Genomic DNA, 12,848 nt, shown 5'->3' with positions numbered 1-12,848 from the left:
GCTCAGCCGACGTACGTGACGTGCGGGTTGAGGACGGCGTGGGTGTCGGTGCTGCCGCCGACCGCGCCGGTGAAGCCGACCAGCACCTTGGGCGGCAGGGTGACGGCGACGTCGAGGACCTGCCTGCCGTCGATCTGGACGACCATGTGGCTCGCCGTGGTGACGCGCACGTCGACCGCGTGCGTTCCGGTGCGCAGGGGCGGGATGGCGGTCGTCGTCTTGAGGTAGGTCAGCGTGGCCGAGCCCGGCTTCGCCGTGCCGACGCCCGCGACGTTGCCGGGCCCGCTCGGCCACGTGTCGAGCGCCGCGAACACCGCGGGCAGGCCCGCGACGCCCAGGCCCGCGCCCGCCGCGCCGATCGAGGTCGACGTGGCGGTGCTCGCGTCGAGGAGGGCGACGGTCAGGCCGTCGGCGCCGGTGGGGTGGGCTCCGCCGATCTGGGCGGTGAACGTGACGTGCAGCCCGCGCGGCGGGACCGGGATCGCGTTGACGAACGTTCCCGCGCCCGACTTCTGGCCGTCCTGGGTGAGGGTGGCGGTGCTGCCCGAGACGGTGGTGTAGCCGCTGTACCCCCAGGTGGAGGTGGTCAGGTCCGGCAGCTCGTCGTCGCCGTTTCCGGTGAGCGGCACGACCGTGCTGCCGCTGGTGGTGGTCACGGTGAGGCTGCCCGTGAAGGTGCCGCCGACGGCCGGTTTGAACGTCACCGGCACGCTCACCGACGCGCCCGGGGCGACCGTGGTGCGTACCGCGGGCAGGGACACGGTGTACGGGACGTCGGGCGGCGCGACGGCCGAGACGGTCTCGGGCTGGGCGCCGCGGTTGGTGAGCGTGACGGTCGCCGTGCCGGTGCGGCCGACCTGGACCTCGCCGAAGTCGAGCGACGCGGGCGCGGCGGTGAGCGGTGCGCCCTTGGCGGCGACCGTGGTGATCGTGACGCCGCGTACGGTGTGGGCGTCGGCGCGGGTGCCGGTTCCGGCGGTGAAGCCGGGCAGGGCGGTGGCCGGCAGGGAACCGGCGGGAAGCGCGACGTTGAGAAGCCGTTTGCCGTCGACCGCGACCGTGAGGCGGCCGCCGGTCACGGTGACGTCGACCGTGTGGGTGCCGCTGCGCAGTGATCGGGGGACCTTGGCGGTGGCCCGGTAGGTGAGGGTCGTACCGCCGGGGCCGACCGCGACGCCGGTGAAGCCGGCCGACGTCCGGGGCGTGGCGAGGGCGACGGCGAGGCCGCGCAGGCCGAGGAAGCCGAGGCCCGAGCCGGTCCTGCCGACGGAGGCGGGGGTCTGGGTGCGCGGGTCGAGGAGCGCGAACGTCAGTCCCTCACCGCCGGTTCCCGGGCCGAGCTTGGCGGTGAAGCGGGCGTGCAGGCCCTCGGTCGGCACCGCGCGACGGTAGAACGCCGACCCGGCCTTCAGCCTGGCCGCCGGGGTGAGCACGAGGTCGCCGCCGGTGAGCTTCGCGGCCTTGTTGACCGACCACGTGGCGGCGTCCGGCGCGGGGAGGCTCCCCGTGCCGGTGCCGGTCAGCTTGACCGACATGAGCCCCTGCCCGGCGTCGCCGGTCAGGTCGTACGTCGCGGTCTGTAGGCCGGGCTTCGCCGGCGTGAACGTGACCGACTGGTGGACGACGTCGCCGGGGCTGATGACGGTGCCCTCGGCGAGCGGCGCGCTGCTGGTGAAGTCGCCGATCGGGGCCTTGGCCTTGGGGACCGTGACCGGCAGGTTGCCCGCGTTGGTGATGTCGAAGCTCAGCGTGCGGGACGAGCCGGTGGGCAGCGAACCGAAGTCGACGCTCCCCGGGGTGATCACCAGTCTGCCCGCGCCCGTCACCGCCGTGCCGGTCACGGGGACGGTGAGGGTGCCGGCGGTCGAGGCGACGGTGACCGAGGAGGCGTCCGACCCGGGAGCCGTCGGCGCGTACGTCACCGCCACGACGAACGAGCCGCCCGGCTTGACGACGGTGTCCGCCGCGGGCAGGCCGGTCGCCGTGAACGGCCCGGTCGTACCGGTCACCGAGGAGATCGTCTCGTCGGCGGTGCCGGTGTTGGTGACCTGGACGTTCACGGTGGCGGTGGAGCCGACGGGCTGGTCGTTGAAGGTCGCGGCGGCCGGGGTGGCGTTCAGCCCCGGCCGGGTGCCCAGGCCGCCCAGCGCGACGCCGACCGTGCCGGCGTCGGTGGTGGCCCACAGGACGCCGCCCGCCGCGCCGGGGCCGGTGGGCGCGAACGTCACGGGCAGGTCGACGGTCGCGTCCTTGGCCACCGGCAGCGGCAGCGTCGGGGCGGCGACGCCGAACGGCGCCGAGGTGGAGACGCCGGTGATGGTCAGGTCGCGGGTCGCCGTCAGCGTGAGCGTGCGTGCCCCGGCGGCGCCCACGTCGGTGGCGCCGAAGTCGACCGGGCTGCCGGTGAGCGCGGAGGCGGCCGGGCGGCCGAACCCGATGACCTTGCCGTCCCGGGTGCCGACGAAGACCCGGCCGCCGTCGGTGGCCGGGACGGTGAACTTCACCGCCGTGCCGATCGGCGCGGACCACAGCGGCCTGAGCCGGCCCTGCGCGTCGGGCACGGCCGAGTACGCCCGCAGCTGGGCGTTGCCGCCCTTCGGGCCGTCGGCCCACACCGCCCAGACGACCGCGGTGTCCGCCCTCCCGCCGTCCGAGGTGACCACCGGAGAGCCGGAGGTGTACGGGAAGGTCTCCGCGCTGGTGCCGACCTGGGTGAGGGCGGGCAGGTCGCCGCTCGCCCCGGCCTTCAGCGCGCGCAGCGGCCCGCCGTTGCCGATCAGGTAGACGTATCCGCCGTCGTCGCCGGTCCAGGCGGCCGGGTGGCCCCACTGTCCCTGGTACGGGCCGACGACGCCGAGGACCGCGTCGGTGCCGCCGGGGCCCTGGGACCGGCCGCCCAGGGCGTCGCGGTCGAGGAGGAACACCCGGCCGTCCTTGCCCTGCTGGACGAGGACGTGCGGGTGCGCGCTCGTGCCGAAGGAGTCGGGCAGGGCGAGCGGGCCGCCGGAGCCGAAGTCGGTGTCGTTCGTGTCGAGCTTGGGGGCGTTCGCCGGGCTGAAGAAGTCGGCGGCCGACAGGTCGCCGCCCGCGCCGACGTCGAGGCGGACGACCGACTCCGAGAGCGTGCCGGGCGGCCGGTTCCCCGGGCCGGCCGGGGCCATGACGCCGTTGCCGGTGCTGAGGAACACGCGCCCGGGCCCGTCGGAGACCAGGCCGCCGCCGGCCTGCCAGATGCCGGCGCCCTTGTTCGAGGACTTCACCTCGCTCGCCCACATCGAGGTCACCTTGGCGGCTGCGGTGCTCACGCCGACGACGTAGCCGCGGTACTGCCCGTGGTCGCAGTGCGCGCCGAACCCGGCGTACACCGCGCCGTCGAGGAGCAGCAGTCCCGGCCGCTGCATCTCGACCATCGGGTCGAACGCCACGGTCGGGTCGTTGGTCGCGGTCCCGGCGATCGTCACGGGCCAGCCGGGCCGCTCCTCGCCGTCGGCCGGGTCGAGGGCGTGCATGTACCAGTGCGGGTGCTGCACGTCGGGGCCGTCGTTGACCTTGGTGGTGAGGTAGACGGCCTTGGTCGCCGGGTCGTAGACCGGCGCGGAGGTGCTGCCGAGGTCCGGGGCCAGGTCCCCGCAGGTGATGGCCGACGCGGGCCACGACGGCCCGAGGGCGCGCTGCCACGTGATCGCGCCGGTCGCGGGATCCAGGCCGTAGACGTTGTTGTGCTCGGTGGTGGCGATGAGCGTGCCGCCGACCGACAGCGGCTGGGCGTACACCTGGCCGTCCAGCTGCGTCGCGAACAGCTGTCCGAAGTCGGACGAGCCCACGGCGGCCGGGCCGAGGCCGGGCTCGCCGGAGTCCCATCCCGTGCGCAGTGGATCACGCGAGACGGTGGTCACGTCGCCGGCCGCAGGAACGGCCGTTCCCGTCGCGACGGCCACGGCCGTCGCCACCACCGCGGCGAGCAGCGTACGCGCCGCCCGTGAACCGGCGAGCCGCATCCCGAACCCCATCCCCCGAGGCGACGCCCTACCGGCCCGCACATTCCTCACATAATTCGACAAACCAACTTCGAAGCAGATTTAACCGGCGTTACGGACTAAAGGGCACGACTGGGACACGGCACGAGTGTGGTGACCGTCACCCAAGGCGCGGACCAGGGTGTTCATCGGCGCGGATAGCCTCTATAACGATCGGGTCACGGCACGGTCCGGCATCGGCACGGGCGGCCGGACCGTACCCAGGGTCCTCACAGCCACCGCCCAGGATGCGGAGAGTTTCGGGAGTTATCCCTAAGGAAAGAAAGCGGCAGGGGGTGCGATGCACAGATTGTTCTGGTTGGTCATCTCGACCGTTCTGCTCGCCGGCTGTGGCACGGCCCGCGGGACGACATCCAAGGTCCCGGCCGATCGCCCGTACCCGACCAGCAGCGCAACGCCGACCACCAAGGCACCGGCGACGCCCTTGCCGAAGGGCACGCCGACCGCCCAGACCGCGGTGTACGGCCGCCGGGTCGGAGCGCTGTTCTCCCACGACACCTCGGGAACCCACTTCTGCACGGCCAGCACGGTCGACAGCCCGAACCACAACATGATCATCACGGCCGCGCACTGCCTGCACGGCGGTAAGGACGACGACTACGTCAGCGACCTGGTCTTCGTCCCCGGCTACCGCGACGGCAAGGCCCCGTACGGGATCTGGAAGGTCAAGACGGAGCTCGTCGACACCCGCTGGGCGAACGGCTCCGACGAGGACCTCGACGTCGGCTTCGCGGTGCTCGAACCCCTCGGCGGCAAGAACATCGCCGACGTCGTCGGCGCCAACACGCTCGCCGTCGACGCCGGCTTCCGCAACGTCGTACGGGTCACCGGCTACCCGATGCGGTCCGACAAGCCGATCACCTGCGTGAACTCCACGACCAAGGAGGACACCTACCAGCTGCGCTTCGCCTGCAACGGGTACTTCCCCGGCACCAGCGGCAGCCCCTGGCTCACCGGCTACGACCCGAACACCCGGGTGGGCAAGGTCGTCGGCGTGATCGGCGGCCGCGACGAGGGCGGCATGGAGGACAACATCTCCTACAGCTCCTACTTCGACGAGGACGTCAAGCACCTCTACGACGAGGCGGTCCGGGAGAGCGCACCCCAGTAGGCAAAGATGGGGTCATGGACGTCGACGTCATCGTCATCGGGCTCGGCCCGGGCGGAGAAGAGGCAGCGGGCAGCCTGGCCGAGGCGGGGCTCGCGGTGGTGGGCATCGAAGACCGTCTCGTCGGTGGCGAGTGCCCCTACTGGGGGTGCATCCCCAGCAAGATGATGATCCGTGCGGCCGACCTGCTGGCCGAGGGCCGCCGCATCCCGGGCATGGCCGGGGACGCGGAGGTCCGGCCGTCCTGGGCGCCGGTCGCGCGCCGGGTGCGGGAGGCCACCGACAACTGGGACGACCAGGTCGCGGCCGACCGGTTCACCGGGAAGGGCGGCACGCTCGTCCGCGGGAAGGGCCGGATCACCGGCCCGAACGAGGTCACCGTCGGCGACCAGGTGTTCCGCGCCCGCAGGGGCATCGTCATCTCCAACGGCACCGCGCCGGCGATCCCGCCGATCGACGGCCTGCGCGACACCCCGTACTGGACCAACCGGGAGGCGATCGAGACCACCGAGGTCCCCGAGTCGCTGATCGTGCTGGGCGGCGGGGCGATCGGCGTGGAGCTGGCCCAGGTGTTCTCCCGCTTCGGCAGTCGGGTGACCGTGGTCGAGGCACTGCCCCGGCTCCTCGCCCTCGAGGAGCCCGAGTCCAGCGAACTGCTGCAGAAGATCTTCGAGAACGAGGGCATCGAGGTCCGTACGGGCGCGAAGGTCGAGCACGTCCGCCACGACGGCGACGCGTTCGTCGTCAACGGCGACCTGCGGGCCCAGCGGCTACTCGTCGCCACCGGCCGCCGTACGGACCTGAAGGCCCTGGGCGTCGCGGCCGCCGGCCTGGACGAGAACGCCCGGTTCGTCGACACGGACGGGCGGATGCGCGCCGCCGACGGCGTGTGGGCCCTCGGCGACGTCACCGGCAAGGGCGCGTTCACGCACATGTCGGTGTACCAGGCGCGGATCGTCGTACGGGACATCCTCGGCCAGGACGGGCCGCCCGCCGACTACCGCGCCGTGCCGCGCGTGACGTTCACCGACCCGGAGATCGGCGCGGTCGGCCTGACCGAGCAGCAGGCCCGCGACCAGGGGATGGACGTGCGCGTCCACCACACCGACATCTCCGTGAACACCCGCGGCTGGATCCACAAGGCCGAGGGCTTCCTCAAGCTCATCGAGCACGACGGCGTCCTGGTCGGCGCGACGTCGGCCGGACCGGTCGGCGGCGAGGTGCTCGGCGCGCTCGCGGTCGCGGTCCACGGCGAAGTCCCGGTCGAGCGCCTCCGGCACATGATCTACGCCTACCCGACCTTCCACCGCGCCATCGAAGCGGCGCTCCTGTAGCGCCCGGTACGGGTGGGTCCACGGGCTCAACCGCGGTTGAACCGCCGGCCTCTGGCTCGTTCCCGGATGCCGGCGGTAGCCTCCCCGCTCACGGCCGTGGGCGCCGATCGCTGAGAGGGAAGACGACGATGTCCACCGACATGTACGGCGTGCGGGTGCTGTCCGTCGACGCGGAGCGCCTTCAGGCGACATTCGAGGTCTTCGTCGTCTATTACGACACGGGCTCTCGGACGTACCTTCCCGCGCCGGACGATGTCGGCTTCTTCTTCCACCTGCTCTGGGAGGCGGCGTCCGGCCACCGAGGATCGGACCGGTACGGACCGCTCAGCGAACTGGTGGACCTCGACACCGTGCTGGACTTCGGCTGGGTCGACGCCAACGCACGCCGCTTCGTGTCCCGGGCCGAGCGCGTCGCCACCCGTAACCATCCGCCCACGGCCGCGCAGTGGGAACGGCTGCACGACTTCTACTACGAACGCGCCGGGGGCTGGAAGGACGAAGACCTGCTGGTCCAGTTCGAGTACGACGTGCAGGTCACCGATCGGCGCTGGCTGGAGCCGCTCCGCGCGGGTGACGCCTGGGGGACGGCGTTCTTCCGGCTCAACGCCGACACCTGGACGGCGGAGGACGCGCCGCACATCCCCGACCTGGCCGAACCCGCGGTCACGGTGCAGCCGTTCGCGACGGCCACCGGCGACCTGAAGTACGACCACCTCACTCAGCTGGAGTTCTCCGACGACGGCAAGTACCTGGCGGCCTGCAGCGACAAGGGGCGGGTCTGGGTGTACGACACCGCCGGCTGGACCGAGGTCGTGCACACCTCTGCGGGCGCCGACTGGCTCGTGCCCATGACGATGTGGGTGCCGGGCGAGCACATCCTCACGGTCAAGACGTACAGCCGAATCGACGACCCTGAGGACCTGCCGCAGTGGGCCTTCGACGTCGACACCCGCACGGAGGTCGAGGCACCCTTCCAGCACGGGCACATCCGATCGCGGGACGGCGCCTACCGGATCAGCCCGAACGACGCGGGCGAAGGCGGCTACGACCTGCACGCCACGGAGTTCTCACCGAACCGGCGGATCTCCCATGCCGGTCGCTGGGATCCGATCCAGTGCAAGGACTTCGCCCCGGACGGATCCCGGCTGTTCCTCGGAGCACAGGAGAACCTCTACGTCGTCGACCCGGCGACGGGCGAGGTCGTCGACGAGGTCATGAAGGCGTCCGAACGCCTGTTCCGGATCGCGTCGAATCCCGATGGGGCCTACCTGGCGGTGGGAAGTGCCAGCCGGAAGCTGTCCTACCAGGATTTCAGTGACGGGCGACCGCACGAACTGTGCGTGTGGCGAATGGCCGACAAGAAGATCATCAAGGGTCGGCAGCTGACGACCTACGTCAATGACCTCGCCTGGTCGCCGGACGGGCGATGGCTGGCCGCCGCCGTCGAGCCGGTCGACGAGGGAAGCTTCAGCCGCGGCCGAACCGGCCTCGTCGTCTTCGGCATGGGCCCCGCCGACGGGTGAGTCGGTGGTGGGCGGCGCCGTCCTGAGCGGGGCTCAGCCCGTCCGGCCGGTAAGCCGGCGGAAGAGGCTCTTGGCGGCCTGTTCGTCGAAGCTTCCGCTGATCTCGATGCTGCCGCCGGTGATGGCCTGGGCGACCGCCGGCGCGGAGACGACCTTGTCCCCGACCACGATGGCGATCCTGTTGCCGGGCTGCTGCGACCCCGCCGCGGCGGCCTTGGCGCTCAGCGCCGCGAACGCCTGGGCGTCCGCGCCCTCCAGGTCCAGCTGAAGCGCCCATGACGTCCTGCCGTGCGCGACGTCCGGGGGCTGCACCCTGATGACCTTCACCCGAGTCACGGTCATGGTGCCGTCGGCAGAGAGCCGGTAACACGTCCGCCCGTCGGCGTCCGGAACGCCGCCGCCCGAGCATGGGGCCGGCGACTCCGCGGTCACCTGCTGGAACCGGATCGGCGTCTTCAGCGCGCCCGAGGCCCGGGTCGCGTCGTTGTTGTTCCCGGTGAGGAGCAGGATCGCCGTCCCCGCCCCGATCAGCAGCACCAGCGCCGCGACGGCGACGACCGCGATGAGCGGACCACGGCCGCGCCGGGTCGGGCCCGGCGCGAAGCCTTGCCCCGGGCCGGGTCCGTACGGCGGCGGAGCGTAGGGCTGCGGGCCCGGATACCCGGGTGGCCCGTACGGTTCCGGGCCTGGAGGCCCGTACGGCCCGGCGCCCTGGTTCTCGGGGGTACCGTACGGCGGTGGTCCGGGATGCTCGGCCAATGTCTCCTCCGGACACGATGCGATCTCGCCCTTGTCCTACACCACGGAGCACCGCGGGTCGAGCCGCCGACCGCGAGAGCATTTCCCTACGGAACCGTATGGAGGCCGTGCACGTCTGACGATCATGGTGGAGGGAACACCGGACGGTGGGCAGGAGCTCGTCAACGGGCGATACCGGCTGATCGAGACCATCGGCCAGGGCGGTATGGGCACGGTCTGGCGCGGCCACGATGAGCTGCTCGACCGCGAGATCGCCATCAAGCAGGTGCTTTTCCCATCCGATCTCGACGATGGGGAGCGGGCGGAGCTCAGCGCGCTGGCGCTGCGGGAGGCACGGGCCACCGCCCGGCTGAACCATCCCGGCATCGTCACGATCTTCGACGTCATCGACGCCGACGGCGCCCCGACCATCGTCATGGAACTGCTCGAGGGCCGTTCGCTCGCCGACATCCTCCGTGAAGAGGTGCGCCTGCCGTACCAGCGGGTCGCCGAGATCGGCGCGGCCGTGCTGGAGGCGCTCCGGGAGGCCCACGCCGCCGGCATCGTGCACCGGGATCTCAAACCCGCCAACATCCTCATCTCGGACCGGCGGATCGTCCTCACCGACTTCGGCGTCGCCCAGCGGGTCGGCGAACGCGCCGAGGACTTCGACGACGTCCTGGGCACGCCGGCGTTCATGGCCCCCGAACAGGCCGAGAACGCCGCCGCCAGCCCCGCCGCCGACCTGTGGTCGCTCGGTGCCGTGCTGTTCAACGCCGTCGAGGGCAGGCCGCCCTTCCAGGGCCCCGACCACGCCACGGTCCTGCTCACCCTCCTCACCCAGGAGGCGCCGGCTCTGGTCAACGGCGGGCCGCTCAAACCACTGATCGCCGCACTCCTGATCAAGGATCCGGACCGTCGCCCGACCGCCGAGGACACGGCGGAGCGGCTGGCGGCGATCCTGCGCGAGGACGACGACGGCGCGTCACCGGCGTCCGAGAAGCGGGCGATCCTCCCGCCGGGCCCCGGGAAGGTCAAAAGCGGTGGCGCGACGGCTTCGAGCACGCCCGCACCCGCCCCGGCTCCGCTGCCAAAGCCCGCCGCACCGCCGGGGGCGCTGCCGAACCGCCCGCACTACGTGCGCCCGGACGGTCCACGGCCCCACTCCGTGCCCGCCCTGGCTCCGTCGCAGGGAGCGGGCCGCGTCCTGGCCGGGATGGTCGTCGCCGTGCTCGGCTTCGCCCTGCTGTACTCCTGCGCGTATTTCTCGTCGAGCGGCAGCCCGAGCGGTATCGGCCCCAGCGCGTCCGACTCGTTCGGCGGTCTCCCGAGCGCGCCGGCCTCTCCGCCGGCCACGTCGCCGGAACCCACGCCGACGACACCGGACACACCGACCGGCTTCCACGCGGTGGCGATCAGCCCGGACGGGGACACCATCGCCTTCGGTGGAAGCTCCGGGGTGGTCCGGCTGTACGGAACCACGTCGCACAAGCTGCTGCGTTCCCTCCGTCCGCCTGAGGACTCGGGGGAGGAGATCTCCGCGCTGGCGTTCAGCCCGGACGGCCGGCGCATCGCGATCGGACGCCAATACGCCGACGAGGTGCAGGTCTGGGACTTCGCCAAGGGCGAGAAGTACGCGCTCTCCGGGTTCTCCGACGTGCTGAAGGTGCTGCGGTTCAGCTCCGACGGCCGGACGCTGATCGCGGGCGGCTCGAAGGGCACCATCGGCAGGTGGACCATGCGGACCTCCGCCTACCGGGGCGGTTCCATCAGTGTCCCCGACGGGAACGACGGCTGCCTCGGCATGGCCATCAGCCCGAACGGCTACGTGGCCTGCGGGTATGGCGGCGACAGGAGCAACGGCGTCCTCGTGTGGGACACCGAGAAGGGCAGGCAGGTCGCCTCCTGGCCCGGCGCCGAGGCGAACGCCATCGCGCTCAGCCCGGACGGCAGGACCCTCGCGTTCGACGACCGGAGGTTCGACGACAGCCTGCAGGTCTGGGACATCGCCTCACATCGGGAGAAGCACGTGCTGCCCGTCCGGGTGATCGCGTCCGGGGATCCGCTGACGTTCGGCCCGGACGGTGACACGCTCGCCGTCCCGACCGTCGACGTATACCGGACCCCGAGCGTCCCTGTCATCCAGATCTGGGATGTCTCGGCCGAGAAGAAGGTCGCGACGTTCGACGGCACCCAGGACCTGTACGACCTGGCGTTCAGCCCGGACGGCGCCATGCTGGCCGGCGCGGACAACACTGACGACGGCGTGCTCTGGAAGATCCGATCCGGCAAGAAGCTGGCGTCCTGGCGCGAATGACCCGCCGCGGCGGCTTCAGTGCGCGCGTCCGGCACCGCCCTCTCCGGCGGTGGGCCGCGCCACCGCGCGCTGACCGTCGCCCGAAGTGATCTCCAGGTGCTCCTCCTGGCCGTCCGTACGGATCCGCACGGTGTCCGGCAGGTCGACGACGTCGCGGAAGACGTGGTTGAGCTTGACCTTGACGCGGACGGTCGGGCGGCGGGCCTGCTTGGACAGCACGCCGTGCTCGTCGGCTTGCAGTTCGCGCAGCTGCCGGGCGGGCGGCACGCGGCGGGCGAGGGCCACCGCGGCCTCCTCCTCGTCGACCGGGCGCTCGACCTCGACGTACGCGCCGTTGGGCAGCCGTTTGATGACGCCGGTCTCGACGCCGTGCTCGAGCATGTGGCGGTCGCGGTGCTGCAGGCCGAGGGCGATCCGCCGGGAGACGACGAACGCGAGCACCGGCCCGACGATCACGGCGATCCGGAAGATCCATGTGGTGGTGAACAGCGGGATCTCGAACGTCTTGGCGATGATGTCGTTGCCGCCGGCCAGCCACAGGACGCCGTAGAAGACGACGCCGGCCATGCCGATGCCGACGCGCGCCGGGACGTCGCGGGGCCGGTCGAGGAGATGGTGGATCTCGTGGTCGCCGGTGATCCAGCGTTCGAGGAACGGGTAGATGGCCAGGCCGGTGAACAGGACGCCCGGTACGACGAGCGCCGGGACGATGACGTTCATCGGCAGCGTGTGCCCGAAAGCGTTGATCTCCCAGGCCGGCATGATCCGCAGTGAGCCCTCGAGGAATCCCATGTACCAGTCGGGCTGTGAGCCGGCGCTGATGCTGCCCGGTTCGTACGGGCCGAACAGCCAGATCGGGTTGATCTGGAAGAACGTCGACAGCAGCGCGACGAACCCGAACACCCACATGAAGAACGCCGTGGTCTTGACGATGAAGACCGGCCAGAACGGCTTGCCCTCGACGGTCCGGTTCGTCCGGCCCTTGGCGGGGAACTGCGTGTGCGTCTGCCGCCAGGTAAGGACCACCGCGTGCAGCGGGAGCAGCGCCAGCAGGATGCCCGGGATGAGCAGGACGTGGATCGTGAACAGCCTGGGGATGATCTCGTTGCCCGGGAACTCGCCGCCGAACATCCACATCGACAGGTACGTGCCGACGATCGGCAGGGACAGCAGGACGCCTTCGAGGATGCGGATGCCGGTGCCGGACAGCAGGTCGTCCGGGAGGGAGTAGCCGAACAGGCCGTTCAGGAGGACGAGGATGAACAGCGTCACGCCGATCAGCCAGTTGACCTCGCGCGGCTTACGGAAAGCGCCGGTGAAGAAGTTGCGCAGCATGTGCGCGACGATCGCGGCGAGGAACACGATCGTCGCCCAGTGGTGGATCTGCCGCATGAGCAGTCCGCCGCGCACGTCGAAGCTGATGCGGAGGGTCGACTCGTACGCCTCGCTCATCGTGATGCCGCGCAGCGGCATGTACCGGCCGTTGTAGACGACGTCGTGCATGCTCGGTTTGAAAAAGAAGGTCAGGAAGATGCCGGTCGCGATGATGATGAAGAAGCAGTACATCGCGATCTCGCCGAGCAGGAAGGTCCAGTGATCCGGAAAGACCTTCCGCATCGCTTTGGACAAGAAACGCGCGCCGCCGAAGCGTTCGTCGGCCGCTCGGCCCGCGCTGGACAGTTGTCTGGGCGCTGTCGCCATCGCCGTACTCCGCTCTGGCGGCCCCCCGACCGCCTCGGCCATCAGTCCTCTACCACTTGTAGTACTTCCCCGTACGTAACGCAACGGAGT

General features: G+C 71.3%; 7 protein-coding genes. 4 read left to right on the top strand and 3 right to left on the bottom strand.

Annotated features, from left to right (window positions below; translation table 11 throughout):
- Positions 1 to 2 precede the first annotated feature (2 nt).
- A complete protein-coding gene (locus ABEA24_RS34025) occupies positions 3 to 4,010 on the bottom strand; it encodes a choice-of-anchor D domain-containing protein (RefSeq protein WP_345436008.1) in 4,008 nt (1,335 codons plus the stop codon).
- A 307-nt stretch (positions 4,011 to 4,317) separates the two neighbouring features.
- Here ABEA24_RS34025 and ABEA24_RS34020 point away from each other — a divergent pair, with 307 nt between their 5' ends.
- The 3 genes from ABEA24_RS34020 to ABEA24_RS34010 all read left to right on the top strand — a co-directional run bounded on the left by ABEA24_RS34020 (position 4,318) and on the right by ABEA24_RS34010 (position 8,002).
- Complete coding sequence (locus ABEA24_RS34020) at positions 4,318 to 5,148, top strand: trypsin-like serine peptidase (RefSeq protein ID WP_345436006.1); 831 nt, start codon at positions 4,318 to 4,320, stop codon at positions 5,146 to 5,148.
- A gap of 14 nt (positions 5,149 to 5,162) precedes the next feature.
- Positions 5,163 to 6,479, top strand: coding sequence for a dihydrolipoyl dehydrogenase family protein (locus ABEA24_RS34015; protein WP_345436004.1), 1,317 nt, complete (start codon positions 5,163 to 5,165; stop codon positions 6,477 to 6,479).
- A 128-nt stretch (positions 6,480 to 6,607) separates the two neighbouring features.
- Entirely contained in the window at positions 6,608 to 8,002 is a 1,395-nt protein-coding gene (locus tag ABEA24_RS34010; RefSeq protein WP_345436002.1) for a WD40 repeat domain-containing protein, read from the top strand.
- 33 nt (positions 8,003 to 8,035) lie between these two features.
- Here ABEA24_RS34010 and ABEA24_RS34005 read toward each other — a convergent pair whose 3' ends face one another.
- Entirely contained in the window at positions 8,036 to 8,761 is a 726-nt protein-coding gene (locus ABEA24_RS34005; protein ID WP_345435999.1) for a SecDF P1 head subdomain-containing protein, read from the bottom strand.
- A 124-nt stretch (positions 8,762 to 8,885) separates the two neighbouring features.
- On the opposite strand from ABEA24_RS34005, the gene ABEA24_RS34000 reads away from it, so the two are divergent.
- Positions 8,886 to 11,057 carry a WD40 repeat domain-containing serine/threonine protein kinase gene (locus tag ABEA24_RS34000; protein ID WP_345435997.1) on the top strand — a complete coding sequence of 724 codons (2,172 nt, stop codon included), beginning with the start codon at positions 8,886 to 8,888 and terminating at the stop codon, positions 11,055 to 11,057.
- A gap of 15 nt (positions 11,058 to 11,072) precedes the next feature.
- Here the strand turns inward: ABEA24_RS34000 and qcrB are convergent, their stop codons facing one another.
- A complete protein-coding gene (qcrB, locus tag ABEA24_RS33995) occupies positions 11,073 to 12,758 on the bottom strand; it encodes a cytochrome bc1 complex cytochrome b subunit (RefSeq protein ID WP_345435995.1) in 1,686 nt (561 codons plus the stop codon).
- Between the last annotated feature and the right edge of the window lie 90 nt (positions 12,759 to 12,848).

The sequence above is a fragment of the Actinoallomurus vinaceus genome (assembly GCF_039542055.1).
In the GTDB taxonomy this organism is placed as follows: Bacteria; Actinomycetota; Actinomycetes; order Streptosporangiales; family Streptosporangiaceae; genus Actinoallomurus; species Actinoallomurus vinaceus.
The sequence above is the reverse complement of the archived record's forward strand: the minus strand, read 5'-3'. Positions and strand labels throughout refer to the sequence as shown.

Bases quoted from the DNA above. Each gene is read 5' to 3' on its own strand.
- ABEA24_RS34010 (WP_345436002.1), top strand. From the start codon at position 6,608: ATGTCCACCGACATGTACGGCGTGCGGGTGCTGTCCGTCGACGCGGAG.
- ABEA24_RS34025 (WP_345436008.1), bottom strand. From the start codon at position 4,010: ATGGGGTTCGGGATGCGGCTCGCCGGTTCACGGGCGGCGCGTACGCTG.
- ABEA24_RS34000 (WP_345435997.1), top strand. From the start codon at position 8,886: ATGGTGGAGGGAACACCGGACGGTGGGCAGGAGCTCGTCAACGGGCGA.
- ABEA24_RS34020 (WP_345436006.1), top strand. From the start codon at position 4,318: ATGCACAGATTGTTCTGGTTGGTCATCTCGACCGTTCTGCTCGCCGGC.
- qcrB (WP_345435995.1), bottom strand. From the start codon at position 12,758: ATGGCGACAGCGCCCAGACAACTGTCCAGCGCGGGCCGAGCGGCCGAC.
- ABEA24_RS34015 (WP_345436004.1), top strand. From the start codon at position 5,163: ATGGACGTCGACGTCATCGTCATCGGGCTCGGCCCGGGCGGAGAAGAG.